The 24,982-nt window shown below is 73.6% G+C and carries 26 protein-coding genes; 22 read left to right on the top strand and 4 right to left on the bottom strand.

Annotated elements, in window-relative coordinates; genetic code table 11:
• Positions 1 to 32 precede the first annotated feature (32 nt).
• The 4 genes from ACF1DX_RS09700 (at position 33) to ACF1DX_RS09685 (ending at position 4,363) form a co-directional block, all read left to right on the top strand.
• A complete protein-coding gene (locus ACF1DX_RS09700; RefSeq protein WP_391790646.1) occupies positions 33 to 581 on the top strand; it encodes an SDR family oxidoreductase in 549 nt (182 codons plus the stop codon).
• A 190-nt stretch (positions 582 to 771) separates the two neighbouring features.
• Entirely contained in the window at positions 772 to 2,043 is a 1,272-nt protein-coding gene (locus ACF1DX_RS09695) for an MFS transporter (RefSeq protein ID WP_391790645.1), read from the top strand.
• Positions 2,044 to 2,417: 374 nt separating this feature from the next.
• Complete coding sequence (locus ACF1DX_RS09690) at positions 2,418 to 3,644, top strand: transposase (protein ID WP_391790644.1); 1,227 nt, start codon at positions 2,418 to 2,420, stop codon at positions 3,642 to 3,644.
• 20 nt (positions 3,645 to 3,664) lie between these two features.
• Entirely contained in the window at positions 3,665 to 4,363 is a 699-nt protein-coding gene (locus ACF1DX_RS09685; protein ID WP_391790643.1) for a response regulator transcription factor, read from the top strand.
• 67 nt (positions 4,364 to 4,430) lie between these two features.
• Here the strand turns inward: ACF1DX_RS09685 and ACF1DX_RS09680 are convergent, their stop codons facing one another.
• Positions 4,431 to 5,186 (bottom strand): arylmalonate decarboxylase, encoded by a 756-nt coding sequence (locus ACF1DX_RS09680; protein WP_391790642.1) that lies wholly within the window; start codon positions 5,184 to 5,186, stop codon positions 4,431 to 4,433.
• Between the two features lie 278 nt (positions 5,187 to 5,464).
• Between ACF1DX_RS09680 and ACF1DX_RS09675 the strand changes: the two genes are divergently transcribed.
• From ACF1DX_RS09675 to ACF1DX_RS09590, 18 genes are all read left to right on the top strand, one after another.
• Positions 5,465 to 6,622: an isopropylmalate synthase gene (locus tag ACF1DX_RS09675; protein WP_391790641.1), complete on the top strand. Its 1,158-nt coding sequence runs from the start codon at positions 5,465 to 5,467 to the stop codon at positions 6,620 to 6,622.
• Between the two features lie 34 nt (positions 6,623 to 6,656).
• Complete coding sequence (locus ACF1DX_RS09670) at positions 6,657 to 6,842, top strand: lysine biosynthesis protein LysW (RefSeq protein ID WP_351727812.1); 186 nt, start codon at positions 6,657 to 6,659, stop codon at positions 6,840 to 6,842.
• Position 6,843: 1 nt separating this feature from the next.
• Positions 6,844 to 7,698 carry a RimK family alpha-L-glutamate ligase gene (locus tag ACF1DX_RS09665; RefSeq protein WP_391790640.1) on the top strand — a complete coding sequence of 285 codons (855 nt, stop codon included), beginning with the start codon at positions 6,844 to 6,846 and terminating at the stop codon, positions 7,696 to 7,698.
• Complete coding sequence (argC, locus tag ACF1DX_RS09660) at positions 7,695 to 8,750, top strand: N-acetyl-gamma-glutamyl-phosphate reductase (RefSeq protein ID WP_391790639.1); 1,056 nt, start codon at positions 7,695 to 7,697, stop codon at positions 8,748 to 8,750. The genes ACF1DX_RS09665 and argC overlap by 4 nt, the downstream gene beginning before the upstream one ends.
• A complete protein-coding gene (locus tag ACF1DX_RS09655) occupies positions 8,747 to 9,577 on the top strand; it encodes an acetylglutamate kinase (protein ID WP_391790638.1) in 831 nt (276 codons plus the stop codon). The genes argC and ACF1DX_RS09655 overlap by 4 nt, the downstream gene beginning before the upstream one ends.
• The gene (locus ACF1DX_RS09650) at positions 9,574 to 10,137 is read left to right on the top strand and encodes a type 1 glutamine amidotransferase (RefSeq protein ID WP_391790637.1); all 564 of its coding nucleotides are present in this window, start codon (positions 9,574 to 9,576) and stop codon (positions 10,135 to 10,137) included. The genes ACF1DX_RS09655 and ACF1DX_RS09650 overlap by 4 nt, the downstream gene beginning before the upstream one ends.
• 79 nt (positions 10,138 to 10,216) lie before the next feature.
• The gene (locus tag ACF1DX_RS09645) at positions 10,217 to 11,335 is read left to right on the top strand and encodes a Glu/Leu/Phe/Val dehydrogenase dimerization domain-containing protein (RefSeq protein ID WP_391790636.1); all 1,119 of its coding nucleotides are present in this window, start codon (positions 10,217 to 10,219) and stop codon (positions 11,333 to 11,335) included.
• Entirely contained in the window at positions 11,332 to 13,089 is a 1,758-nt protein-coding gene (locus tag ACF1DX_RS09640) for an AMP-binding protein (RefSeq protein ID WP_391790635.1), read from the top strand. Before ACF1DX_RS09645 ends, ACF1DX_RS09640 begins: the two co-directional genes overlap by 4 nt.
• 70 nt (positions 13,090 to 13,159) lie before the next feature.
• Complete coding sequence (locus ACF1DX_RS09635; protein ID WP_391790634.1) at positions 13,160 to 14,461, top strand: pyridoxal phosphate-dependent aminotransferase; 1,302 nt, start codon at positions 13,160 to 13,162, stop codon at positions 14,459 to 14,461.
• Positions 14,462 to 14,497: 36 nt separating this feature from the next.
• Positions 14,498 to 15,463, top strand: coding sequence for a fumarylacetoacetate (FAA) hydrolase (locus ACF1DX_RS09630; protein ID WP_391790633.1), 966 nt, complete (start codon positions 14,498 to 14,500; stop codon positions 15,461 to 15,463).
• Between the two features lie 125 nt (positions 15,464 to 15,588).
• Entirely contained in the window at positions 15,589 to 16,992 is a 1,404-nt protein-coding gene (locus tag ACF1DX_RS09625; protein WP_391790632.1) for an NtaA/DmoA family FMN-dependent monooxygenase, read from the top strand.
• Positions 16,989 to 18,218, top strand: a complete 1,230-nt coding sequence (locus ACF1DX_RS09620; RefSeq protein WP_391790631.1) for an LLM class flavin-dependent oxidoreductase — start codon at positions 16,989 to 16,991, stop codon at positions 18,216 to 18,218. The genes ACF1DX_RS09625 and ACF1DX_RS09620 overlap by 4 nt, the downstream gene beginning before the upstream one ends.
• Positions 18,219 to 18,481: 263 nt before the next feature.
• Entirely contained in the window at positions 18,482 to 18,733 is a 252-nt protein-coding gene (locus ACF1DX_RS09615; RefSeq protein ID WP_391790630.1) for a hypothetical protein, read from the top strand.
• The gene (locus ACF1DX_RS09610) at positions 18,730 to 19,098 is read left to right on the top strand and encodes a helix-turn-helix domain-containing protein (protein WP_391790629.1); all 369 of its coding nucleotides are present in this window, start codon (positions 18,730 to 18,732) and stop codon (positions 19,096 to 19,098) included. Before ACF1DX_RS09615 ends, ACF1DX_RS09610 begins: the two co-directional genes overlap by 4 nt.
• A gap of 133 nt (positions 19,099 to 19,231) precedes the next feature.
• Positions 19,232 to 19,810: a 2-oxo-4-hydroxy-4-carboxy-5-ureidoimidazoline decarboxylase gene (uraD, locus tag ACF1DX_RS09605; RefSeq protein WP_391790628.1), complete on the top strand. Its 579-nt coding sequence runs from the start codon at positions 19,232 to 19,234 to the stop codon at positions 19,808 to 19,810.
• On the top strand, positions 19,807 to 20,211 hold the full coding sequence (gene uraH, locus ACF1DX_RS09600) for a hydroxyisourate hydrolase (protein WP_391790627.1): 405 nt from the start codon (positions 19,807 to 19,809) through the stop codon (positions 20,209 to 20,211). Before uraD ends, uraH begins: the two co-directional genes overlap by 4 nt.
• Before the next feature lie 7 nt (positions 20,212 to 20,218).
• On the top strand, positions 20,219 to 21,115 hold the full coding sequence (gene pucL, locus ACF1DX_RS09595) for a factor-independent urate hydroxylase (protein ID WP_391790626.1): 897 nt from the start codon (positions 20,219 to 20,221) through the stop codon (positions 21,113 to 21,115).
• A gap of 110 nt (positions 21,116 to 21,225) precedes the next feature.
• The gene (locus ACF1DX_RS09590) at positions 21,226 to 22,605 is read left to right on the top strand and encodes an 8-oxoguanine deaminase (protein ID WP_391790625.1); all 1,380 of its coding nucleotides are present in this window, start codon (positions 21,226 to 21,228) and stop codon (positions 22,603 to 22,605) included.
• Positions 22,606 to 22,638: 33 nt separating this feature from the next.
• Here the strand turns inward: ACF1DX_RS09590 and ACF1DX_RS09585 are convergent, their stop codons facing one another.
• The 3 genes from ACF1DX_RS09585 to ACF1DX_RS09575 form a co-directional block, all read right to left on the bottom strand.
• A complete protein-coding gene (locus tag ACF1DX_RS09585; protein WP_391790624.1) occupies positions 22,639 to 23,238 on the bottom strand; it encodes a 3'-5' exoribonuclease domain-containing protein in 600 nt (199 codons plus the stop codon).
• Positions 23,239 to 23,293: 55 nt separating this feature from the next.
• Positions 23,294 to 23,953 (bottom strand): peptidoglycan recognition family protein, encoded by a 660-nt coding sequence (locus ACF1DX_RS09580; RefSeq protein WP_391790623.1) that lies wholly within the window; start codon positions 23,951 to 23,953, stop codon positions 23,294 to 23,296.
• 86 nt (positions 23,954 to 24,039) lie between these two features.
• Complete coding sequence (locus ACF1DX_RS09575; RefSeq protein WP_391790622.1) at positions 24,040 to 24,924, bottom strand: lysozyme; 885 nt, start codon at positions 24,922 to 24,924, stop codon at positions 24,040 to 24,042.
• Between the last annotated feature and the right edge of the window lie 58 nt (positions 24,925 to 24,982).

The following is a 24,982-nucleotide window of genomic DNA, read 5'->3' as shown; positions in this document are numbered from 1 at the left end:
CGAGGACGAGCACCGCGGAAGGAGCGGCGACCATGACCAAGTACGCGCACACCGAAGCCCTCGTCGTCGGCGGGGCCGGCGGTATCGGCCTGGCCATCGCCAAGCGCCTGGTGGAGGGCGGGGCCACGGTCCTGCTGGCCGCCCGCACCGCAGGGGAACGCGCGCACGCCGCCGGCGAACTGGGCTCGGCCGCCCGCGTCGTCGCCCCGTCCGGCGTCGGGGCCGCGCTGGCCGCGTGCGCCGGCGACGGTGTCGACCTGCTCTTCTCCGATGCCATCCCGGTCGCACGGCCCCTGCTGGGCCACCTCCGGGACGGCGGCGCGCTGGTGCTCACCTCGCCCACCCCGTGCCCCGACGCCGTACGGGCGCTGGCCGCCGAGCTGGTGGCGCGGGGCATCCGCGTCAACGCCGTGGCGCCGGGCTGTATCGAGGCGCCGGGCGCCGGCGCCGTACCCCTGCCCCCGCTGGGCCGTCTCGGCGCCGCCGAGGAGGTGGCCCGCGCCGCGCTCTTCCTCGCCACCGAGGCGACGTTCACCACGGGCGCCCGGCTCCCCGTCGACGGCGGCCTCGGCTCCCCGTGAACGGGTCACCACCGTCCCCCGGACCGGCTGCCGCCCGCACGCGGACCGCCCCGCCGCCACCCGCGAACCGCCCGTCCCGCGAGACGGCCACCGCCGCCCCGTGAACCGGCCCCCACCGTGTCCACCACCCGTCCCCGCCTCCCCCACCGAGGCCCCCGCCTTCCGATCCCGAAGACCTGGAGCACATCCCATGAGCACCGCACCCGACACGGCACGCGATGCCGCGGCGGCACCGGACCCGAAGGGCGGCGAGGGCGGCGAGCAGAGACTCCCGCTGTTCGCCCTGCTCGCCCTCGCCACCGCCGTCTTCATCACCAGCCTCACCGAGACCCTGCCCGCCGGACTGCTGCCCGCGATGAGCCGGGACCTCGGGGTGAGCGAGTCCGCCACCGGTCAGACCGTCACCGTCTACGCCATCGGCACCGCCCTGACCGCGCTTCCGCTCACCGCCGCCACCTCGGGCTGGCGGCGCAAGAAACTGCTGCTCACCGCCGTGGGCGGCTTCGCCCTCGCCAACACGGTGACCGCCGTGTCGTCCGTCTACGGACTGACCATGGTGGCGCGGTTCGTGGCCGGTGTCGCGGCCGGCCTGGCCTGGGCCCTGCTCGCCGGCTACGCGCGGCGCATGGCCCCCGTGCACCTCCAGGGCAAGGCCATGGCCATCGCCATGGCGGGCATCCCCGTCGCACTCTCCCTGGGCGTGCCCGCCGGTACCTTCCTCGGCGACTGGCTCGGCTGGCGCGTGGCGTTCCTGTCGATGACGGCGCTCACGGTGGTCCTGTTCGTCTGGATCCTGGCGGCCGTACCGGACTTCCCCGGACAGGCGCGCGGCGAGCGGCCCAGGATGCTGCGCGCCCTGCGCGTCCCCGGCGTCACCCCGGTCCTCTTCGTCACGCTCGTCTTCGTCCTCGCCCACACCGTCCTGTACGCGTACATCGCCACCTACCTCGACGACATCGGCCTGGGCGGCAGCACGGGCCTGGTACTGCTCGTCTTCGGCGGGGCGTCGCTGGCGAGCATCTGGATCGTCGGCGCGCAGATCAACCGCCGGCTGCGCGGGCTGACCGTCGGCGGCGCCGTGCTGGTGGCCGTGGCGGCCGCGCTGCTGGCCGTCCTGTCCGACAGCACCGCCTTCGTCTACGTCGCGGTGGTGCTGTGGGGCCTGGGCTGGGGCGGTGTGCCGACGCTGCTCCAGACGGCCGTGGGCGACGCCGGCGGCGACCACGCCGACTCGGCGCAGGCGATGCTGGTCACCCTCTGGAACGTGGCCATGGCGGGCGGCGGCATCGTCGGCGGGATCCTGCTGGACGAGGTGGGCAGCGAGTCGTTCCCCTGGACGGTGCTGGTGCTCCTGCTGCCGGTGATCGCGGTCGTCCTGTACGCCCGCCGGGCGGGCTTCCCGGCACGCCGTCCGGTGGCCCCGGCGGAGGGAGCGGCCCCCGTCCCGGACCCGGCCACCTGACGCCCCGGAAACCCGAGGACCGACCCCGGAGAGCCGGCCGCACGGCCCGCCCTCCGGGGCCGGCGCGGTCCCCGCCGCATGCTCACCGTTCGCCCGCGGGCCGGCCGGACGCATGTTCATGATTTGTTGACACTTCACCCCGCGAATCCGGCGAAGAGTGCTCCGGTACTGGTAGAGCCGCTCCCGGGCCCCCGCGCGCGCTCTTCGCGCACGCCCGGTGACAGAGTGTTTTCGCAGGTCGGGGGGCGAGTTCGCGAAATCGGGCGGCGAACCGGGCAAACCCCGGCCCGGACGGTACTTTCGCCTCGTACGTGTGTGCCATGTGGCCACCCGGGACGTGGACGGCGGCGAGGAACGAGGGGGAGTGGCGTCACATGTCGTCGAGTGAGGTGAGCGCGGCGGTGCCGGGAGAGGGCGCGGGCCTGCGGAGCTTCATGGACGAGGTGTTCCAGGCGTTCCAGCGCTCCGAGCAGCGCCGCTGGGCTCAGGCGTATCTGTGGGCGCTGCTCCACGCGTCCGGCAAGAAGACACCGCGGAGTATGGCGCTGACCACGTCCTTGCCGCCGGCCGCGGCTCACGGCCTGCACCAGTTCATCAACGCCAGCCCGTGGGACTGGACCCCGGTGCGCCGCCGCCTCGCCCGGCGGGTGGCCGCGAGCACGACGCCGCACGCCTGGACCGTCGCCGAACTCATCATCCCCAAGCGCGGCGAGCATTCGGTCGGCGTGCACCGGAGGGTCGACCGGACGACCGGACGCGCCGTCAACTGCCAGCGCGCGCTGGGTCTCTTCCTGGCCGCGGGCGGCCACTGCTACCCGGTCGACTGGGGCCTGGTGCTGGGCGGCGGCTGGAACGCGGACCGGGAGCGCATGCGCCGTGCGCGCGTCCCCGCCGCCGAGACGGGGCGCACGGTCGCCGACCACGTGCTCGGATACGCCGCCGGCGCGGCCGCGCAGCCGCACCTACCGCGCCTGCCCTGGGTGCTGGACCTGACGCGGTGCGACGACGCGGCCGGCGTCCTGGCCGGCCTCGCCCGGCAGGGTGCGGACGTGGTGTGCGAGGTCACCCCCGACCAGCCGGTTCCGGCGGGGCGGCACCGGCCCGCCACCACCGTGCGCGCGCTCATGGAGGACCGGCACGCCCGGCAGACGCACGTGATCCTGGGCCGGGCCCCTGACGGCCGGATGCGGGCGGTGCCCGTACACACGTACGCGGGCACGGTGGGGCTGCCGGGGCCCGGCGGCGGGGACGACGCCGGCGCCCGTCCGTACCGCACGCTGGAGCGGCCCGACCCGGAGGGGCGGCGGCCGGCCCGGTACTGGCTCACCACGCTCATGGACCACCGGGTGGAGGAGGTCCTGCGGCTCGCCCGCGGACACGCTGCCGCGCTCACGGCCGTGGCCACGCTCGGCCGGCGGTTCGGCGTCCTCGACTTCGAGGGCCGCTCGTTCCCCGGCTGGCACCATCACATGACCATGGCCTCGGCGGCCTACGTCTACCAGTGCCTGGCCGACGCGCCCGGCAAGGGCCCCGTGCCCCCGGACGCGCCGGCCCGTGCACCGGATCCGTCGGCCGCCGCACTCACCGGCACGCCGAACTGACGCAGGACCGAGGAGAAAGGGTGGGCTACGTGAGACGGGTACTCGTGGTGGAGCCGGACGGCGCCGCCGTCGCGGCCATGGTGCGCGATCTGCGGCGGCAGGGATTCGCCGCGCGCGGCACCTGCACCGGGGAACAGGCCGCGCGCGGCTGCGGCGACGCCGATCTGGTGCTGTTCTCCCTGGAGTTGCCCGATATCGACGGACTGGAACTGTGCCGGTCCCTGCGGATGAACGGCAACACGGCGCTGATGGCCGTCACCGAGGCCGATGACGAACTGGAGCGCGTTCTCGTCCTGAACGCGGGCGCGGACGACTGCGTGGTGAAAACCTGGGGATTCCGCGAAATAGTCGCCCGGATCGAGGCGGTACTGCGCCGGTCCCAGCCCCGGCAGGTCCTTCCGGAGACCATTTCCCTGCGCGATCTGCATATCGATCCGCGGCGCCGGGAAGTACGGTTGCGCGACCGGCTCGTCGGCGTCACGTCGAAGGAATTCGAGCTGCTGTACACCTTGGCGGCCACCCCTGAAAAGGTCGTCACACGCAAGGAATTGATGGCGCGGGTCTGGGGGAGCGACTGGGGCCACACCAGCCGCACCATCGACACCCATGTCAGCAGCCTCCGGGCGAAACTCGGCTTCAGCGGCTGGATCATCACCGTCCGGGGCGTCGGCTACCGCATGGGCTACGCCTGGCGCGTACCCGAGACGTCCGCGGGCTGAACGGGTGGGCGGTCCCCCGTCGGACCGCCCACGCCGCCTGCCCCGCCCCGCGTCACACCGCCCCGCGTCACACCGGCGCGTGCTCCAGCCGCCGCAGCAGCGGATGGCGGGCCGCGCCGGTCACCCCCGCCACCTGCCGCGCCCACCAGGCCGACGCCAGGTTCGACGACAGCAGCGTGCGGCGCGGCTCCCGCCGGGCCAGCTCGGTGAGCGCGGCGAGCGTGCCCATGCCCGTACCGGTGAACAGCAGCGCCGTGCCGGCGGGCAGCTCCCGCTCCCGTATCCGCCGCAGGATCGCCCCGGTCGTCACCGCGTACGGGTCGTAGCGCGCCCCGCCGTCCGCGTCCGCGTCGGCCGCCGGCACCGTCACCACCCCGTCGACCGTGAGGCCCGCCTCCTCCCAGAAGGCGCGGGAGGTGTCGGTGAGCCACGGCTCGTACGGGGAGACCAGCGTCAGGCGGGTCACCCCGAGCGACGCGCAGGCCGCGAGGACGGCCTGCGTGGAGGATCCGACCGGCGATCCGGCCCGCCGGGACAGCTCGTCGCAGAACTCCCGGTCGCCGTCGGGTCCCAGCAGGTAGTGCGAGGCGCTGCACGCCACCACGGTCGCGTCCAGCCGCAGCGCCCCGAAACTCCCGAGCAGCCCCGGCAGCGCATCGTTGTACGTCTCCAGCATCGCCCTGAGATCCAGACCGGGCGTCACCGGGAAACGGGTGGTGTACACATTCGTGCCGGCACCGAGCAGATGGTTGAACTCGGGTTCCGCCGTCGGGTTCTCCGGCGGTACGACGACCCCCAGCCGGGGCAGCGAGAAGAGATCCATGACCTCACCGTAGGGCGCGCGTCACACCAAGGGGACGCGACCGCCCGTCAATTGGCGCTCCCACCACCCACGCCTTGCACTCCGTTTCCTTCCTGACATTTCTTGACACCCCGCCACGTGATCCTGACACGGCCGCTGTTGTGATTTCCGTGCGGGCCGCCAAGGATATGGATCAGCGATCAGCGCCCGACGTCACCCGGGGCGCGGTGCGGACCCTTTTCGAGAATGCCGACCCTTTCGGATTCCCTCGGGAACTTCGGGAGCGAGGAGTGAAGGACATGGCATTGGCAGAGAACCCCGAGGCGTTGCGGACGCCGCCCCGCATATCCGACGCGACCCTGCGGGACTCCGCGCACATGGCCGGTGTCGAGTTCGGCCCCCAGGACGCCGCCGCCATCGCCGGCCTGCTGGTGCGCACCGGAGTCGAGCTGGTCGAGGTCGGCATGGTCTCCGGACCGGACTCCAAGGACGCCGACCTCGTCCTCGCCACCCACGAGGCAGTCGGACCCGAGCGCAGCATGACGCTCCTCGTCGTCCGGGACCGCCGTCAGGTCGCGCGCGCCCTCGACGAGGCCGAACGCCTGGGCGTACGGCACATCATGTACTCCATCCCCACCTCCGAGCAGCACGCGCGGCTCAAGCTCGACTCGTCCAGCCCCAAGTTCCTCCAGTCGCTGGCGCGTTCGGCGATCAGCCAGGCCAAGGAGCGAGGCTTCCACGTCACCTTCAGCGGAGAGGACGGCGCCCGCACCCCCGAGGAGCGGCTCGTCCCCTACGTCGAGGCCGGATTCGCGGCGGGAGCCGACCGGTTCCGGCTCGCGGAGACCGTCGCCTTCCTCTCCCCCTGGCAGATGGAGAGCGTGATCGGGAACATCGCCGCCATCGACGGCTCCGAGATCGAGATCCACTCGCACAACATGCTCGGCATGGCCGTCGCCAACTCCCTGGCCGCCGTCCGCGCCGGCGCCCGCTGGATCTCCGCGACCGTCGGCGGCATCGGCGAGCGCGGCGGCAACGCCCCGCTGGCCGAACTGCTCACCTCGCTGCGCGTCATCCACGGCGACACCCGCTTCGACCTGACCCACCTCACCGAGCTGTCCCGGCTCGCCCTCAGGGGCGCCGGCCTCGGCGACGCCTTCCAGCCCGGGCCGACCACCCCGCACGCCTTCACCTACGAGCTGCCCGGCCAGCTCAGTCACCCCGAGGCGTACGAGACGTTGCCGGCCGAACTCGTCGGCAACCGGCGCGCACTGCGGGTGCGCAGCCGCCTCACCACCGCCCTGGTCGGCTGGGCACTGGCCGACTCGGGCCTCGACGTCGACATCGACGCCTTCACCCCCTGGCTGGCCGAGCGGCAGGAACGAGAGGGCCGCCCGCTGCTCGACCGCGACGCGATCCGCAAGGCCGCCGTCGACTTCCGCCCCGTACCCGCCTGACCCCCGTCCCTCCCACCACCACGGAGCTGAACCCATGTCCACCGCCACCCTGACCGGCGTCTGCCCCGAGTGCGAGACCGACCTGACCGTGCCCCCGGTCACCGCGGGCGAGACCCTCTCCTGCCCCGAATGCGTCCTGACCCTGCGCGTCGAGGCCGTCGAGGACGGCCGGCTGTCGCTGGAGACGGTCGAGGTCCAACTCCGCGACTGGGGCCAGTGACATGGGCGCCACCCGCACCGCGGCCATCGTCGCGGACCGCGTCGCCTGGGAGGAACGCCTGCTCATCGAGGCCGCCCCGGCCTTCGGCCTCCGCCTCGACTGGGTCAACGACGAGTCCCTCACCCTCGGCCACCCCGACGCCCCCGCCCTGCGGGGCTACGACACCGTCCTGATCCGCAGCCGCAGCTACACCCGCGGCGGGCTGATCGCCACCCTCGCCGAGGCGGCCGGCGTCCCCACCCTCAACACCGCCCGCGCCATCCACGCCTGCGAGAACAAGGCCGCCCTGCGGGCCCTGCTGCACACCGCCGGCGTGCCCGTGCCCGACCACCGGCTGGTGCTCTCCCGCAAGGACTTCGACAAGGCGCTCACCGAACTGCCGCCGCCCGTCGTCCTCAAGCCCGTCTTCGGCGGCATGGGCAGACGGGTCACCCTCATCCGGCACGCCGACACCGCCCACTCGGTCTACGACTACGTCGAGGACCTGGCCCACGCCTTCGAACAGGCCGGCCTCATGGAGCCGTACCTCGGCGGCGGCTCGGTGCGCTGCCTCGTCGTCGGCCGCGAACTGGTCGGCGCCGCCGAGTTCGAGAGCGACGGCACCGACTGGCGCAACAACGCGGCCCTCGGCAACAGGAACCGCGCCGCCGGCCACGACCCCGACATCCTCAAGACCGTCGACGCCGTGGTGGACGTCCTGGGGCCGGGGATCTACGGCGTCGACCTCTTCCGCACCCCCGACGGCCTCGTCGTCAACGAGGTCAACCACGCGCCCGGCTTCCGGGCGGTGGCCGCCGCCACCGGAGCGGACATCCCCTCGGCCGTCGGCCGCTACGTGCAGGAGCTGCTCGCATGATCCGCGCAGGAGTCGTCGGTGCCTCCGGGCTCGCCGGCGGCGAACTCATCCGACTCGTCACCCAGCACCCCGACCTGGAGCTGACCTTCCTCGGCGGCTCCTCCAGCATCGGCAGGCGCCCCGCCGAGCTCCACCCCGGGCTGCGCCTCGGCCGGCACCTGACGGTGCGGCCCGTCACCGAGGAGACCGCCGACGAGGTCGACGTCCTCTTCCTGGCCACCCCGGCACCCGTCTCGGCCGAACTGGCCGCCCTGCTCGCCGACCGTGTCCCCGCCGTCATCGACCTCAGCGGCGCCTTCCGCATCCGCACCCCGGAACTGCACGACCGCTGGTACCCGAAGGTGCGCCGCCGCCCCGACCTCGCCGACCGGTTCGTCTACGGCGTACCGGAGCTGATCGGCGACCGGCTCGAGGACGCCCCGCTGATCTCGCTGCCCGGCTGCTACGCCACCGCGATCACCCTCGGCCTGGCCCCGCTCGTCCTCGGCCTCGGCCTCGGCCTGAAGACGGTGGTCGTCGACGGCAAGAGCGGCTCCAGCGGCGGCGGGCTGCGACTGCGCACCTCCGACCTGCACCCCTTCCGCGCCGGGGCCATCGCCCCGTACTCCCCGACCGGGCACCGGCACGCCGCCGAGGTCGCCGACTTCCTGGAGCGCGACCGCCCCGGCGCCGTCGGCAACCTGTCCATGTCGGCGTACGGCGTCTCCCACGTACGCGGACTGCTCACCTCCTCCTACGTCTTCACCGACGCGGCGATCGACCAGCGCGAGCTGGCGCGGGCCTACCTGCGCTTCTACCGCGGCAAGCCCTTCGTGCGGGTGCGGCGGCACGAGGAGACGCTGATCCCGGTGCCCGACCCGCAGGCCGTCCTCGGCTCCAACTACGCCGACGTGACCGCTCTGTACGACGAGGACGGCGGCCGGATCGTGGTGCTCGCCGCCCTCGACAACCTCGTCAAGGGCGCCGCCGGACAGGCCGTGCAGGCCGCCAACCTGCGGTTCGGCCTGCCGGAGGAGACGGGGCTGACGCAGCAGCCGGTGGTGCCGGCATGAGCGCCCGCGACACCGTCCCCACGGTGGTGAAACTCGGCGGAAGCTGCCTGGACGACCTCGACGGCGGCTGGTGGGACGACCTGGCCCGGCACGGGCGCAGCCACCCCCTGATCCTCGTGCACGGCTGGTCCAAGCCGCTCAAGCGGCTCCGCCCCCGCTACGGCGAACCCTCCGCGATCCTGCGCGACCGCTACGGCAACCAGAGCCGCTGGACCACGCCCGAGGTCATCGAGGACATCAAGACCGTCAGCGCCGGGCTCGCCGAGGACGTCCTCGGGAGGCTCGCGGACCGCGGCATCACCGGCGAACGGCTCGTCGGCAGCGACGGCCTGGTGAACGCGGGCGAGGGCGAGCGCTGGTGGTGGCGGGAGAAGGAACTGGTCGAACTCGAGAACCTCGTCGGACCCATCACCGGCGTCGACCCGGCGCCCCTGAAGGACCTGCTGCCCGGCCACGCCCACGTGGTCACCCCGCTCGCCCGCGACGCGGCCGGCCGGGAGGTCAACACCGACGCCGACCGGGCCGCCGCCGCGATCGCCGCCGCCGTCGGCGCCACCGACCTCGTCCTGGTCACCGACGTCGGCCACCTGCTGATCGACGACCGGCCGGTGCGCCGGATCAGCGCCCGCGAGGCGGCCGCCTTCCGCGACGGCGGCGCCAAGGGCGGCATGCGCAAGAAGCTGCGGGCCGCCGGCGAAGCCCTGGACGGGGGTGTGGCGCGGGTCGTCATCGGCAGCGCCGCCGTCACCCCGCTGCTGGCCGGCCGCACCGGCACGCTCATCACCGCCCCGCCGGCACCGGCCCGCCCCGCAGGAGCGAGCGCATGACGCGGCCCCGTGTCCTCGTCGTCAACAACGGCACCCTCTCACTGCCGCAACTGCGGCGCAGATTCGAGCAGATGGGCTCGCTCACCGAGACCGTCGACGCCGCGTCCGTACCCACCCGGCTGAACGGGCGCCACCAGGCGATCGTGCTCAGCGGCACCAAGGTGCGCGCCTACGACCGGACCTACTACCAGCCGCTGATCGACCTCGTCACCCACACCGACGTGCCCGTCTTCGGCATCTGCGGCGGCATGCAGATCCTCGCCGTCGCCGCCGGCGGCCGGCTCGCCGAGGGGCCGCAGCGGGTCGGTGGCCACGAGGCACAGGTCGACACCACGGAACCGCTGTTCAGCCATGTCGAGCCGACGGTCACCGTGTTCCACCGGCACACCCTCTACCTCCAGGAGGCCCCGCCGGGCTACCGCGCCATCGGCCGCTCCGCACAGGCACCCGTGGAGTTCCTGCGCTCCGACGACGGCCGCGTCCTCGGCTCCCAGGCCCATCTGGAGTTCCGCAGGGACGGCCTGGAGATCCTGCGGGGCTTCACCGAGCTGTACCGGTGACCCCACGCCGCGACCGCCCCCGCCGGGCGCATGCGACACGTCCCTTCCCCCCTTCCGCACCGGACCCGAGGAGTACGCCATGAGCGCTCTGGAAGACCCGCAGGACCCCGCCCTCACCGTCCACCTCCACGGCAGCGGCGGCACCATCGAGGGCTGGGTGGTCGTCGACACGCTCGTCGACGGCCTGGCGATGGGCGGCACCCGGATGACCCCCGGCGTCACCGAGGAGGAAGTCGCCGGACTGGCCCGCGACATGACCGAGAAGTTCACCCTGGCCGGACTGCGCATCGGCGGCGCCAAGGCCGGGATCGTCTCCGACGGCACCGACCGCGAGACCACCTTCCGCACCTTCGGCCGCACCGTGAAGCCGCTCCTGCACGGCGGCATCCACCTCGGCATCGACATGGGCGTCACACCCGCCGACCGGGCCGTCTTCTTCGACGAGGCCGGCTACGACCCCCGCTACCGCCCCGGCGCCCCCGACATGCCGATCGACTGGCGCACGTACTACGAGCCGCTGATCGACGCCACCGGACACGGCGTCGGCGTGGCCGCCCTCACCGCGCTGGAGGCGAGCGGCCGCACCGGAGCGGCGCGGGTCGTGGTGCAGGGCTTCGGCGCGGTGGGCCGGGCGGTGGCGCGGTTCCTCGAGGACCGCGGGCACACCGTCGTCGCCGTCGCCGACGTCGAGGGCACCATCAGCGCGGAGCGGCTTCCGGCGGCCGGACTGATCGCCGTCACCGACCGGTTCGGACGTATCGACCGCGCCCGGCTGCCGGACGGCGTGACCCTCTCCGGGGAGCCCGACGCCTGGCTGGACGTGGACGCGGACATTCTCGTGCTGGCCGCGCAGAAGTACGCGCTGACCGCCGAGAACACCCACCGCCTGCGGGCCGGGCTGGTCGTCGAGGGCGCCAACCTCGCCTCCAGCGCCGCCGCCAAGGAGAAGGTCGCCGCCTCCGGCGCCGCCCTGGTGCCCGGTGTCATCGCCAACATCGGCGGCGCCGCGTCCGCCGCCCTGGCCGTCACCCGCGTCGTCCCCTTCGACCTGCCGGCCGAGGCCCGCAGGACGTGGGTGTTCGACTGGGTCGGCGACCGGGTCCGGCGGAACACCCGCGACCTGCTGGAGATCGCCTCCGCCCGCGCGGGCGACCCGCTGCCCGAGCTGCTCGCCGCCCGCCGCAAGGACCTGCGATGAGCAGCGTCGCCGCCGAACGGCCGGCGCCCGCACCGGAGGAGGCCGCGTACCGGGTGCCCGCGGGGCGTGCCGCGGAGTACCGGCGGCGCGGCTGGTGGCGGGACGAGACCTTCCTCGACGACCTGCACCGCCAGGCCCGGCTGCGTCCGCACCGGACGGCCGTCGCGGGCCGGCGCGTCGCCGAGTCCCGCACCGACACCCTCGACTACGCGGAACTGGACCGCCTGACCGACCGGTTCGCCCTGGCTCTGCTCGAACTGGGTGCGCGGCGGGGTGACTTCGTCGCCGTGCAGCTCCCCAACCGCTGGGAGATGGTGCCGTTGATCTTCGCCTCCCTCCGGATCGGCGCGGTCATCGTCCCCGTCTCGCCGCTGTGCGCCGGGGAGGAGCTGCGCCACCGTCTCGCGCTCACCGGCGCGCGGGTGTACGTCACCCTGCCCGGCGCGGCGGGCGCGCCGCCGGCGGAGGCCGCCGTCCGGCTCCGGGACGAACTGCCCGCGCTCGCCCACGTCCTGGTGGCGGACGGTCCCGTGCCCGAGGGCGCGCTCGGCTTCCACGAGCACTTCGTGGCGGTGGAGCGGGAGACGGGGGAGGGCGCGGCCGCCCGGCTGGACGGCCTGGCGGCCGGGGCCGACGACCCCTTCGTGGTGCTGTTCACCTCCGGCACCACCGGCCTGTCCAAGGGCGTCGTGCACAGCCCGAACACCGTCCACTCGGCCGTCCGCGGCTACGTCGACGCGTTCGGCGCCGGCGACGACTGGGTGGCGGCCGTCTCGACGCCGCTGGTGCACTACTCCGGGTTCGCGCAGGGCGTCCTCGGCGCGGTCCTGCTGGGCGGCACCGTCGCCTTCCAGGACGCACGCCGCAACGAGGTGCTGCTCGACCTGGTGGAACGCTACGGCGCCACCCTGCTGTACGGGCCGCCCGCCACCCTCGCGGACGTCGCCGCGTCACAGCGGGCCCGGCGGCGCGACACGGGCACCCTGCGGCACGCGGTGATCGGCTCGGCACCGGTCCTGCCGGAGCTGGCCGACGAGGTGTCCGCGACGCTGGGCGCCCGCGCCCACTCGCTGTGGGGCATGTCCGAGAACGGCCCCGTGACCACCACCCGGCCCGAGGACCCCGAAGGTTGGGCGGCGCACAGCAACGGCCGCGCGATCGACGCCATGGAGGTCCGGATCGAGACGTCCGGCGCCACCGGGGGCGAGGGCGAGCACGTGGGCCGGCTGAAGGTGCGCGGGGCGTCGCTGGCGCTCGGCTACCTTCGGCGCCCGGAGGCGTTCGCGGCCGAACTCGACGCCGACGGTTGGTTCGACACCGGCGACCTCGCCCGCGCCGACGGGCGCGGCGGCATCCGCGTCCTCGGGCGGGCCCGCGACGCGATCGTGCGTGAGGGGCGGGTGGCCCCGGTGGCGGAGCTGGAGGCGCTGATCGGCAGCCACCCCGAGGCCGTCGAAGCGGCCCTGGTCGGCCTCGGACCGACGGACGGCGGGGGAGCGGGGAGCGCCGCCGAGAGCCCGGAAGACCCCGTGGGCTCCGTGGGCGGCGGGATCGTCGCCGTCGTGGTCGGCCGCGACGGCGGGGGTCCCACCCTCGAGGACGTCCGCGCCCGGCTCACCGGGGCCGGTCACGACCCCCGTTTCCTCCCGGACCGCCTGGAACTGGTCCCCGCCCTCCCCAAGACCCTCACCGGCAAGATCCGCAAGGCCGAACTCCGGGGACGGTTCGCCGACGCACCGGCGACCACCACCTGACCGCACCCCGGACGCCCTTCCCGACGACCGTGCCGTGCCTGCCGGCCGCACCTCACCCCCTGGAGCCGTCATGTCCCACCCCGTACCGGTCCCCATGTCGGCGACGCTGGCCGCCGACGCCGTGCTGGCCCGGCGGCGTGCGGCCGGGGAACGGGTGCTGTCGCTGGCGAGCGGGGAGATCGGGCTGCCGGTGCTGCCCGGGCTGGTGGCGCGGCTCGGTGCGGCGGCCGGGGAGAACGCGTACGGCCCCGTGGACGGGAGCCCCGCCCTGCGCGGCGCGGCCGCCGGGTACTGGAGGCGGCGCGGGCTGGACACCGAGCCGGGGCGGGTGGTGGCGGGGCCGGGCAGCAAGTCGCTGCTGTTCGCCCTGCTCCTCGCCCTCGGCGGCGACGTGGTCGTGCCGGTCCCGAGCTGGGTCAGCTACGCCGCCCAGGCCCGTCTCGCCGGGGCGCGCCCCCTGCCCGTACCGATCCTGCCGGGCGAGGGCGGCGTGCCCGACCCGGACCGGCTGCGCGAGGCGGTCGCCGACGCCCGCGCCGCCGGGCGCGCCCCCCGCGCCGTGGTCGTCACCGTGCCCGACAACCCGACCGGCACCATCGCGTCGGACGGCACCCTGCGGCGGCTGGCCCGCGCCGCCCGCGACCTGGACCTCGTCATCGTCTCCGACGAGATCTACGGAGACCTGGTGTACGACACCGCCGCGCCGGCCGTCTCCCCGGCCGTGCACGCACCCGAGCGGACCGTCGTCACCACCGGACTGACCAAGAATCTGGCGCTCGGAGGATGGCGCACCGGCGTGGCCCGGCTGCCGGACGGCGAGCTGGGGCGCGTTCTGCGCTCCCGGCTCGTCGCCGTCGCCAGCCAGATCTGGTCCAGCCCGCCGGCCCCGGTGCAGACGGCGGCCGCGTACGCCTTCGAAGAGCCGCCCGAGGTCGTGGAGCGGGTCGCGGCGAGCCGGCGGCTGCACGAGCGGGTGGTGCGCGCGGTCGCCGACCGCTTCGCCGCAGCCGGCGCGCGGACGGCGCCGGTCGCCGCGACCTGCTACCTCTACCCGGACTTCGGGCCGCTGCGCGACCGTCTGACCCGCGCGCACGGCGTGCGCGACGGCGACGCCCTGGCCGGGCTGCTGCTCGACCGCCACGGGGTCGGCGTCCTGCCCGCGAGCGCCTTCGGGGAGCCGGGGCGCCCGCTGCGGATCCGGGTGGCGACCAGCCGCCTCTACGGCGACACCGACGAGCGGCGCACCGCCGCCCTGTCGACCGCGGACCCCCTCGCCCTGCCGTGGATCCGCGCGTCCGTGGACCGCCTCGGCGAGGTTCTGGCCGACCTCACGGGAGCCGACGCGCCCGCGGTCCCCGCCCCGCACCCCTGAACGCCCGAACACACCGACGCGACGAAGGAGTCACCCATGTCCAGCCCTCATCTCCCCGTCCTCTTCGAGGCCGAGTACCACGGCGCCCGCCACGTCGGCTTCGGCCGCCCCGAGGACGGCGCCCGGCAGACCCTCTACCGGGTCGGGGACGGCGCGGTGGCCGCCGCCTTCGTCGCCACCGACGGTTCGGAGGCGGCCCTGCGCGCGGCCCTCACCGAGGGCGCGGAGAGCGTCGTCGTCACCACCGGCGACCCCGGCCTGCGTCTGCTGCCCCCGCTGCTGCCGACCGCGTCCGGCAAGGCGCTGCTGAGCGGCTTCATGGGCACGCACAAGAAGAAGTGGGGCGGCCGGACCGCTCCGGCGGACGGCGAGTTCACCCCGCCCAAGTGGTTCTTCAAGGGCTTCGGCGACTGGGTGCGGCTGCCGGGCGAGGACCTGATCGTGCCCGCGCGGCCGGTCGCCCTCATCGAGGAGCCGGAGGTCGCCCTCGTCTACGTCAACGACGCCGACGGCACCCCGCACTACGCGGGCTACACCTTCGGCAACGACCTGTGCGACATCGGCCTGCACCGCCAGGACCCCGGCTACAACCCGTACTGCAAGCTGTGCGACACCGCGCTCACCCCGTGGCTGTTCCTCGGCCCGCCGCCGCGCACGGTGACCGGGCGGGTCACCATCGTCCGGGACGGCGCGACAGCCTGGGAGGGCGGCTTCGACTGCGGCGACGACGCGCTCTACCACCGGGTGCAGGACATGGCCGATCACCTGTTCACGTACCCCGCGGTGCGGCGGCCGGGACTGGTCAACTACGTGCTGCTGGGCGCCGACGAGGCGAGTTTCCACGACGGGTTCCGGATCGCCGACGGCGATCGCGTCACCATCGACGTGAAGAGCCACGGCGTCGCCTTCGACAACCGCGTGCGCTTCGTCTCCCCGGCCCCCCACGCCACCCCCGCGGCGGCCCCCGCCCCCGGCACGGAGGCTTCTGTCGCGGGCGCATGAACACCTCGTGAAGCGGGGCCGGCCGGACTGTGCAGCGGACGGCCGGCCCGTGCAGGCTCGGACCACCACCCCCGCTCATCCCAACGACCTTGATATCGACCGGACTTCGCAGGAGGAGAGGCACCGTGCCCGCAACCCGTCAGAAACAGGTGCACCTCGCGGCCCAGTTGCCCGGCATCCACAATGTGACCGTCTGGTCGGACCCGCGTTCCGGGAGCCAGATCGCCATCGACTCGTTCGTCCGGCTCGCACGGACCGTCGAACGCGGCCGGTTCGACTTCTTCTTCCTCGCCGAGGGACTGCGGCTGCGCGAGCACAAGGGGAAGGTCTACGACCTGGACATCGCGGGCCGCCCCGAGAACCTGACCGTGCTCAGCGCCCTGGCCGCCGTCACCACGCACCTGGGCCTGGCCGCCACGGTCAACACCACCTTCAACGAGCCGTACGAGGTGGCGCGACGCTTCGCCACCCTGGACCGGCTCAGCGGCGGGCGGGCCGCCTGGAACGTGGTCACCAGCCATGACGCCTTCACCGGTGAGAACTTCCGTCGGGGCGGTTTCCTCCCCGAGGCCGACCGTTACACCCGTGCCGCGGAATTCCTCACCGCGGCACGGGAGTTGTGGGACAGCTGGGCCGACGGCGACCTGCGGGCCGACGCGGTGTCGGGGGAGTACGCACGGGCCGGGGCCGGCCGCTTCGCCCACCGGGGCCGGCACTTCGACATATCCGGCCGGTTCAGCACCCCGCCCGGACCCCAGGGCCACCCGGTGGTCATCCAGTCCGGCGAGTCCGACGCGGGCCGCGAGTTCGCCGCCTCCGACGCCGAGGTCGTCTTCAGCAAGCACAACCGGCTCGACGCCGCCCGCGCCTTCTACCGGGACGTGAAACGCCGTCTGCCCCGCTACGGCCGCCGCCCCGAGGACCTGTTGATCCTTCCCACCGCCAACGTGGTCGTGGCCGACACCGACGAGGAGGCCGCCGCCCATGCCGACGAGATCAGCCGGGAGCTGGTGAGCCCGCAGACCGCGATCGCCCATCTGGAGGCGGTCTGGGGCCGCGACCTGTCCGGATACGACCCCGACGGCCCGCTGCCCGACATCGAGCCCGAGGACGACGCGCACTTCCTCAAGGGGCACTCCGTGTTCCGCAAGGGCCGCGCCGAGACCGCCCGCAAGTGGCGCGAACGCGCGGCGGAACGCGGCCTGTCCATCCGGGAACTGGTCATCGAGGTCGGCGGCCGTCCCACCTTCACCGGCAGCCCCCGCACGGTCGCCGACGCCGTCGACCACTACGTCCAGACCGACGGCGCCGACGGCTTCGTCCTCGTCCCGCACCTCACGCCGGGCGGCCTGGACGACTTCGTGGACCGGGTGGTGCCGCTGCTCCAGGAGAAGGGCGTCCACCGGGCCGACTACACCGGCACCACCCTCCGCGACCACCTCGGTCTTTCCGACGCCCCCCGTCCGGCCTCCTGGGGCGGCCGCCCTGCCGGACACGACGCGCACGACCCGAAGGAGACCTCCGCATGACCGGCACGACCGGCGCCCCCGGCGACCCCATGCACCTCGCCGTCGCCCTCGACGGTGCCGGCTGGCACCCGGCGGCCTGGCGCGAGGACGGCGCCCGTCCCGCCGAACTGCTCACCGCCGGTCACTGGGCCGGCCTGGTCGCGGAAGCCGAACGGGGACTGCTCGACTTCGTCACCCTCGAGGACGGCCTCGGCCTCCAGTCCGCCGCCTTCCACCGCCCCGACGACCGCACCGACCAGGTCAGGGGCGCCGTCGACGCGGTGCTGCTCGCTTCTTACCTGGCCCCGCTCACCACCCGCATCGGCCTGGTCCCGACCGCGAACGTCACCCACACCGAGCCGTTCCACCTGGCCATCGGCATCGCAACCCTCGACCACGCCGGCCGGGGCCGGGCCGGCTGGCGCCCGCAGATAGCGTCCCGCGCGGCCGACGCCGGCCTCTTCGGCCGCCGCACCACGCCTCAGCTCACCGACGAGGACGTCACCGACCCGGAGCGGATCGCCGCCCGGCTGCGCGACCTGTTCGCCGAGGCCACCGACGTGGTGGAGGCGGTGCGGCGGCTGTGGGACAGCTGGGAGGACGACGCCGAGATACGGGACGCGGCGACCGGCCGCTTCCTCGACCGCGACAAGGTCCACCACATCGACTTCCAGGGCCGGTACTTCAGCGTCAAGGGCCCCTCGATCACCCCGCGCAGCCCTCAGGGCCAGCCGCCCGTGCTCAGTCTCGCCCACGCCTCCACACCGTACGAGTTCGCGGCCGCCGCCTCCGACGCCGTCGCCGTCACCCCGCACGACCGGGCGGGCGCGGCGGCGATCCTCGCCCAGGTGGACGCGGCGGTCCGGCAGTCCGGCCGCGACCTGGCCGAGCGCCCGCTGCGGACCTTCGCCGACCTCCTCGTCCTCCTCGACGAACGGCCGGGCGCCGCCGCCCGCCGACTGGCCCGCCTCGACGAGCGGGCCGGGGCCGGACTCCGCTCCGACGCCGAGATCTTCACCGGCACGCCCGGCGAACTGGCCGACCTGCTGCTCGACTGGCGCGCCGCCGGGCTGGACGGCTTCCGGCTGCGGCCGGCCGTCCTGCCGCACGACCTGACGGCGATCACCCGCGGCCTGGTTCCCGAACTGCAGCGCCGCGGCGCCTTCCGCACCGCGTACGACAGCACCACCCTCCGCGGCCACCTGCGCCTTCCGCGTCCCGCCAGCCGCTACGCGAAGGCGGGGTGAGGGGCCCGCGGTGATCTCCTCCCGGAAGTACGGTTCCGCGAGCAGAGGCACTCGTTCCGTTTCCGTGCGGGGACCGGGCGGTCTGCCCGCGCATCTCCGCTGATCGCCGCAGGAGAGTCCGTTAAGGTCGTGCCGGAGGCGCGGACCGGGGCGGCGGTGGGCCGGGCGTTCGGTGCCCTGCCGGGGGAATGTGCCCCGGGTGTGCCCTCTCGGTCGGAGGACTGAGGGAACGCGCAGGTCGGAGCCGATGCCATGGGGGCACAGTGCGATTGCGAGTGGAGTTCACGACCGAGCCCTTCGACCTCGACGAGGCGCCCGCGCACGCGGTGGTGGCCCGCGAGGTCGTCGAGACGGCCGGGCTGGACGCGGTGGACGTCGGACCGTTCGGCAACACCGCCGAGGGCGGCGCCGACGCGGTGCTCGGCGCCGTCGACACGATGCTGCGCAAGGCGCTGACGGCCGGCGCCACGCGCATCTCGCTCCAGGTCAACGTCGTCGAGGACGGCGACCGGTGACCGGCACCGGTGACGAGGCCTTCATCGCGGCGGTGAAGCCGCTGGTCGACGCCATGGGCGGCGAGATGGTCCCGCCGGACGAGGCCGGAACCGACGACGTGGTGCTCTCCTGGGAGGGCGCCGCCGTCGTCGCCGTACGGCTGCCGCAGCTCGCGGACTCCCTCGACCACATCCTCGCGGCGCTGGAGCGCCGGAAGGGCAGACCGCTCGCGGACCTGGACCGCAAGGCGAAGCAGGAGATCGTGCGCGGTCTGGAGGCGCGGGGCGCCTTCGCCGTGCGGCACGGCGTGGAGACCGTGGCGAGCGCGCTGGGGGTCAGCCGCTTCACCGTCTACAACTACCTCAACCGCGAGAAGGGTGCCTGAGCCTTCTCCTGGTCGGCGACGCTCCCCTTTCTCCTCCGAATTTTCAACAAACTGTTGACGTGGTGTTCGGGGCGGCGTTCACTGTCGGCACGACCGTTCGGCACGAAGGCCGCTCGCGGCCGCGGAGGCTTCCGTGACGTCGACTTCCCCACCTCCGGGCCTGGCCCGCTTCAACACCCTGGAGGAGCACGCGGCCCTCGCCGCACTCCACGAGACCTGCGCCTCCACGGCCTGGGCGCGGCGCCTGCTCGCCGCCCGCCCGTACCCCACGGCCGACGACCTGTACGCCGCCAGTGACGCCGCCACGGCCGGCCTGACCCCGGCCGACCTGGAGGAGGCGATGGCCGGGCACCCGCCGATCGGCCGCCCGAAAACGGGGGACCCGACCTCCGCCCGGGAACAGAGCGGCATGACCGGTGCCCCGGAGGCGCTGAGGGCCGAGATGCTCGACCTGAACCTGGCCTACCAGGAGAGGTTCGGCCATGTCTTCCTCATCTGCGCCACCGGCCGGACCGGCGAGCAGATGTGCGACGCCCTCCGGGAACGCCTCGGCAACGCGCCGGAGCGGGAACGCGAGATCGTCCGCACCGAACTGGGGAAGATCAACCGCATCCGGCTGGCCCGACTCGTCGAAGCCGAAGCCGAAGCCGAAGCCGAAATCGGAACCGGAACCGGAACCGGAACCGACGTCGAAGAGGACCGACGCACATGAGCACCGACACCACCGCCTCCGTGTCCACGCACATCCTGGACACCAGCGCCGGCCGCCCCGCCGAGGGCGTCGCCGTCCGCCTCGACGCCCGCTCGGGCCGGGACGCGGACTGGCGGGCGCTCGGCGGCTCCGCGACCGACGCGGACGGGCGGTGCGAGGACCTGCCGGCCCTGCCGGAGGGAACCACCCACGTACGGCTCGACTTCGAGGTCGAGGCGTACTTCGCACCGTCAGCGAGGAACCAGGCCGAGGTGCGGCAGGACGCCCCCGCGCACCGGGACAGCGGCACCGGAGTGTTCTTCCCGGAGGTGGCGGTCACGTTCGCCGTCGCACCGGGCGAGCACTACCACGTACCGCTGCTGCTCAACCCGTTCGGCTACTCCGTATACCGAGGGAGCTAGCAGACACATGTCTACGATCCTGGGCCAGAACCAGTACGGCAAAGCGGAGAACCGAGTCGTCAGGATCACGCGGGACGGCACCACCCACCACATCAAGGACCTGAACGTCTCCGTCGCCCTGTCCGGCGACATGGACGAGGTCCACTACTCCGGCTCCAACGCCCACGTCCTGCCGACCGACACCACCAAGAACACCGTGTACGCCTTCGCCAAGGAGCACGGCATCGAGTCCGCCGAACAGTTCGGCATCCACCTCGCCCGCCACTTCGTCACCTCGCAGGAACCCGTCCACCGGGCGCGCATACGCGTCGAGGAGCACGCCTGGGAGCGGATCGAGGCGGCCGGCGAGGGCGAGCACTCCTTCGTCCGCGAGGGCCGGGAGACCCGGCTCGCCCAGATCACGTACGACGGGGAGAAGTGGGAGGTCGTCTCCGGTCTGAAGGACCTGACGGTACTGAACTCCACCGACTCCGAGTTCCGGGGCTACGTCAAGGACAAGTACACGACGCTCGAGGAGACCCACGACCGCATCCTCGCCACCTCGGTCTCCGGCCGCTGGCGGTTCCACTGGACCGACGACGAACAGGAGATGCCCGACTGGGAGACGTCCTACGAGGAGACCAGGAGGCACATGCTCCAGGCCTTCGCCGAGACCTACTCCCTGTCCCTGCAGCAGACGATGTACCGGATGGGCGCGCGGATCATCGACCACCGCGGCGAGATCGACGAGGTCCGCTTCTCCCTCCCCAACAGCCACCACTTCCTGGTGGACCTGGAGCCGTTCGGCCTCAGGAACGACAACGAGGTGTACTTCGCCGCCGACCGCCCCTACGGCCTGATCGAGGCCACCGTCCTGCGGGACGGCTGCGAGGCGCGGATACCGGTGGACCTCACCAACCTGTGAGCCCACGACCCCCTTTCGGCACCCGCGGCCGGACGGTCCGCCGGCCGGCCGCGGCACTCGAACCCCCAGGGTCCTGCCGTGCCCCCTCTCCGTACCCGAAAGGACGAACCATGGCAGCAGACCGGCGCATCGTCATCGAGAACTGCGCGATCGCGACCGTCGACGCGAAGGACACCGAGTACGCCTCCGGTCACCTCGTCCTCGCCGGCCACCGCATCGAGTCGCTCGGCCCGGGCCCGGCCCCCGAAGGCCTGGAGAACGTCGCCCGCCGGATCGACGCCACCGGGCACCTGGTGACCCCCGGCCTGATCAACACCCACCACCACTTCTACCAGTGGATCACCCGGGGCCTGGCCACCGACCACAACCTCTTCGACTGGCTGGTCGCCCTCTACCCGACCTGGGCGCGCATCGACGAACCGATGGTGCGCGCGGCGGCCCGGGGCTCGCTCGCGATGATGGCCCGCGGCGGCGTCACCACCGCCATGGACCACCACTACGTCTTCCCGCGGGGCACCGGCGACCTGTCCGCCGCCATCATCGGGGCCGCCCGTGACATGGGCGTGCGCTTCACCCTCGCCCGCGGCTCCATGGACCGCGGCGAGAAGGACGGCGGACTGCCCCCGGACTTCGCCGTCGAGACCCTCGACGACGCGCTCGCCGCCACCGAGGAGACGGTGCGCCGCCACCACGACGCCTCCTCCGGCGCCATGACCCAGGTCGCCGTCGCCCCCTGCTCGCCCTTCTCAGTCTCCACCCAACTCATGCGGGAGGGAGCAGAGTTGGCCCGACGCCTCGGCGTGCGCCTGCACACCCACGGCTCGGAGACCGTGGAGGAGGAGAAGTTCTGCCACGAACTGTTCGGCATGGGCCCGACCGACTACTTCGAGTCCACCGGCTGGCTCGGCGAGGACGTCTGGATGGCGCACTGCGTCCACATGAACGACTCCGACATCGCCGCCTTCGCCCGTACGGGAACGGGAGTCGCCCACTGCCCGTCCTCCAACGCCCGTCTCGCGGCCGGCATCGCCCGCGTCCCCGACCTGCTCGCCGCCGGCGTCCCGGTCGGCCTGGGCGTGGACGGCACCGCGTCCAACGAGTCCGGCGAACTCCACACCGAACTGCGCAACGCCCTCCTCGTCAACCGCCTCGGCCCCCACCGCGAGGCCGCCCTGAACGCCCGGCAGGCGCTGCGCCTCGGCACGTACGGAGGAGCCCAAGTGCTGGGCCGTGCGCGGGAGATCGGCTCCCTGGAGCCGGGCAAGCTCGCCGATCTGGTGCTGTGGCGGATGGACACCCTCGCGCACGCCTCCATCGCCGACCCGGTGGCCGCGCTGGTCCTCGGCGCGGCGGCCCCGGTCACCGCGTCCTTCGTGCACGGCCGGCAGATCGTGGAGAACGGCCGCCTGCTCACGGCCGACGAGGACGAGATCGCCCGCTCCACCCGTACGGAGGCCCAGCGGCTGGCCCGCATCACCGAGCGGGGCTGAACCCCGTCGAAGCCACTGGCCGGGAGACGGCCCTCAAGGGCGCGAAGGCCCCGGCCACGCCATGAGGTGGGCGAACAGTTCGGCCTGCTCGATCGCGTCGTCGAGGGCGTGGTGCGTGTGCCGGCGCCGGGACAGCAGTTCGCGCGGCATGGTGCCCTTCGCCACCGCCCGCAGCGGAAGCCCCGCCTTGGTGGCGTACAGGGTCTTCATGTCCAGGCAGCCCGAGTGCCCGAAGGGACTGGAACCGGTGAAGCGGATCAGGTACCAGTACAGGAACGTCCAGTCGTACGACGCCGGGTAACCGCACATCACCGGCTGGGCGCCGACCGCCGCCTCACGCACCCAGTCGGTGAACTCCCGCATCGCCCGCACCGGTTCGGTGCCCTCGGCGCCGAGCCGGTCCCGGTCGAGACCGCTCACGGCCAGCGCCTCGGGCACGAACTCCTCACTGATCGGCCGTAGTTCCCGGTAGAACGTCCGCTCCTCGGGATCGGCCGCCCGGAATCCGTCGGCGTCCTGCGTCCCGGCGACCGAGGCGCCCAGGCTCAGCAGGGAGTACGGCCCGGGGATGGGCCCGGCGGCCTCGATGTCGACGGAGATGTAGAGGCTGGGTCTGACACGTCGTGGAGCCATGGGACGCAAGGATCGCAGGCCGGGGCGCGCTCCCGCATCCGGAATACGCCGCCGGTCAGGCCGCCCGGGCCGCCGCCACCTCCTCCCGCAGCCGGGGCAGCAGGTCGTGGTACACCCCCGGGCAGAGGGTCTCGCCGTAGTCCTTGTGGCCGTAGAGCCGCGCGGACGGAATGCCGTATCGCTCACACACGTACGCGCACAGGGCCACCAGGACGTCCCACTGCGCGTCGGGCGGTACCGCGCCCGCGTGGTAGGCGCCCTCGCACGCGATGCCGACGGCCTGGTCGTTCTGCCCGGAGGTGTGGGAGCCGAGGACGAAGTTCCGGCCTCCGGTGAGTGCCTGGAGGCTGCCGTGCCGGCCCTCGGTGATCCAGCCGCCCCGGCTGACCAGGAAGTGGTAGCCGGTGTCGACCCAGCCGTTCTTGTCCAGGTGCAGGTCCTGGACCCAGTGTGCGTGGGCGTGCGCCTGGGCGCGGGAGAGGTCGGTGGAGTTGGTGCTCACCGTGTGGTGGACGACGATCCGGCTCGGCCGGTACCGCAGGACGCCGATGGTCCCCTGCGGGGGACGGGCGTTCCAGGTGCCGGTGGAGTCGATGTCCGGCTCGACGGCCTCGGCGTCGCGCGCCTGCGCGGTGCCCGGTACGGCGGTGGCGGCGGCCAGCCCGGCCGCACCGGCGATCAGGAGACGGCGCCGGAGGGCGTTCTCGGGATGCACGGTCACTCCTCGGGGACGGAGGCGGGGTGGGGGGAGACGCAGGGGCCGGCGACGGACGGCCGCCGGCCCCACCGCGTGATCGCGCGTCAGGTGTTGTTGGCGAGCGCCAGCAGCCGGTCGCGGGAGCCGTTGAACTGGTTGCGGTCCACGTTGCCGGCGACACCGGAGACCGAACCGGTGCTGGTGTACTGCCACACCGTCCAGGTGGGGAAACCGCTCGGGATGGTCGGCGACGCCGCCGAGGTCCAGTGCGCCACCCACAGCGGGCTCTTGGCGGACATGCCGGTCCAGTTGCCGGTGCAGGTGTTCCACCAGCTCGCCGTCGTGTAGATGACGGCATCGCGGCTCGTGCGCGACTTGTACGTGGTGTAGAAGTCGTTGATCCAGCCGCGCATCTGCGTGGTGGACAGGCCGTAGCACATGGCCCCGTACGGGTTGTGCTCGATGTCCAGGACGCCGGGCAGGGTGAGGTTGTCGCGCGACCAGCCGCCGCCGTTGCTGACGAAGTAGTTCGCCTGGGTGGCGCCGCTGGAGACATCGGGGCGTGCGAAGTGGTACGCGCCCCGGATCACGCCCGCGTTGTACGCGGCGGGGTAGTTGCTGTTGAACCGGTCGTCCTTGTAGGTGGTGCCCTCGGTCGCCTTGATCCAGGCGAACTGGATGCCGGCGCCCCGCACCGAGGTCCAGTTGATGGCGCCCTGCCAGTGCGAGACGTCGATGCCCTGGACGCCGTCGGTCGGGGCGAGGGCGCCCGGCGACGGTGCGCCGGCCGGGCCGCCCTCGTGGATACGGGTGCCCACACCCATGTACGCCTCGCCGGGTTCCACGTGGACACGGTCCCGGTCGGGCTCCGGTGCGGCGGTCGCGCCGCCCGCGGTGGTGGCCGTCAGCGCGAGCGCGGCGCCGATGACGCCGAGCGCCGTGGCGATCCGTCTGCGGGGGCCGGTCAAGGGACGGGGGACAGAGAACATGGGGGCTGCCTCCTGACACATGTGGGGATGAGCGAAGGAGGTGACGTCGGCCGCTGCC

The organism is Streptomyces sp. NPDC014676, assembly GCF_043084105.1.
Classification (GTDB): domain Bacteria; phylum Actinomycetota; class Actinomycetes; order Streptomycetales; family Streptomycetaceae; genus Streptomyces.
Note: the sequence above shows the minus strand (reverse complement) of the source record. Positions and strands in the feature narration are given on the sequence as shown.

What these genes read in the sequence shown, in the direction of transcription:
- ACF1DX_RS09700 (WP_391790646.1), top strand. Translation starts at nt 33, where the DNA reads ATGACCAAGTACGCGCACACCGAAGCCCTCGTCGTCGGCGGGGCCGGC.
- ACF1DX_RS09695 (WP_391790645.1), top strand. Translation starts at nt 772, where the DNA reads ATGAGCACCGCACCCGACACGGCACGCGATGCCGCGGCGGCACCGGAC.
- ACF1DX_RS09690 (WP_391790644.1), top strand. Translation starts at nt 2,418, where the DNA reads ATGTCGTCGAGTGAGGTGAGCGCGGCGGTGCCGGGAGAGGGCGCGGGC.
- ACF1DX_RS09680 (WP_391790642.1), bottom strand. Translation starts at nt 5,186, where the DNA reads ATGGATCTCTTCTCGCTGCCCCGGCTGGGGGTCGTCGTACCGCCGGAG.
- ACF1DX_RS09675 (WP_391790641.1), top strand. Translation starts at nt 5,465, where the DNA reads ATGGCATTGGCAGAGAACCCCGAGGCGTTGCGGACGCCGCCCCGCATA.
- ACF1DX_RS09670 (WP_351727812.1), top strand. Translation starts at nt 6,657, where the DNA reads ATGTCCACCGCCACCCTGACCGGCGTCTGCCCCGAGTGCGAGACCGAC.
- ACF1DX_RS09665 (WP_391790640.1), top strand. Translation starts at nt 6,844, where the DNA reads ATGGGCGCCACCCGCACCGCGGCCATCGTCGCGGACCGCGTCGCCTGG.
- argC (WP_391790639.1), top strand. Translation starts at nt 7,695, where the DNA reads ATGATCCGCGCAGGAGTCGTCGGTGCCTCCGGGCTCGCCGGCGGCGAA.
- ACF1DX_RS09655 (WP_391790638.1), top strand. Translation starts at nt 8,747, where the DNA reads ATGAGCGCCCGCGACACCGTCCCCACGGTGGTGAAACTCGGCGGAAGC.
- ACF1DX_RS09650 (WP_391790637.1), top strand. Translation starts at nt 9,574, where the DNA reads ATGACGCGGCCCCGTGTCCTCGTCGTCAACAACGGCACCCTCTCACTG.
- ACF1DX_RS09645 (WP_391790636.1), top strand. Translation starts at nt 10,217, where the DNA reads ATGAGCGCTCTGGAAGACCCGCAGGACCCCGCCCTCACCGTCCACCTC.
- ACF1DX_RS09640 (WP_391790635.1), top strand. Translation starts at nt 11,332, where the DNA reads ATGAGCAGCGTCGCCGCCGAACGGCCGGCGCCCGCACCGGAGGAGGCC.
- ACF1DX_RS09635 (WP_391790634.1), top strand. Translation starts at nt 13,160, where the DNA reads ATGTCCCACCCCGTACCGGTCCCCATGTCGGCGACGCTGGCCGCCGAC.
- ACF1DX_RS09630 (WP_391790633.1), top strand. Translation starts at nt 14,498, where the DNA reads ATGTCCAGCCCTCATCTCCCCGTCCTCTTCGAGGCCGAGTACCACGGC.
- ACF1DX_RS09620 (WP_391790631.1), top strand. Translation starts at nt 16,989, where the DNA reads ATGACCGGCACGACCGGCGCCCCCGGCGACCCCATGCACCTCGCCGTC.
- uraH (WP_391790627.1), top strand. Translation starts at nt 19,807, where the DNA reads ATGAGCACCGACACCACCGCCTCCGTGTCCACGCACATCCTGGACACC.
- pucL (WP_391790626.1), top strand. Translation starts at nt 20,219, where the DNA reads ATGTCTACGATCCTGGGCCAGAACCAGTACGGCAAAGCGGAGAACCGA.
- ACF1DX_RS09590 (WP_391790625.1), top strand. Translation starts at nt 21,226, where the DNA reads ATGGCAGCAGACCGGCGCATCGTCATCGAGAACTGCGCGATCGCGACC.
- ACF1DX_RS09585 (WP_391790624.1), bottom strand. Translation starts at nt 23,238, where the DNA reads ATGGCTCCACGACGTGTCAGACCCAGCCTCTACATCTCCGTCGACATC.
- ACF1DX_RS09575 (WP_391790622.1), bottom strand. Translation starts at nt 24,924, where the DNA reads ATGTTCTCTGTCCCCCGTCCCTTGACCGGCCCCCGCAGACGGATCGCC.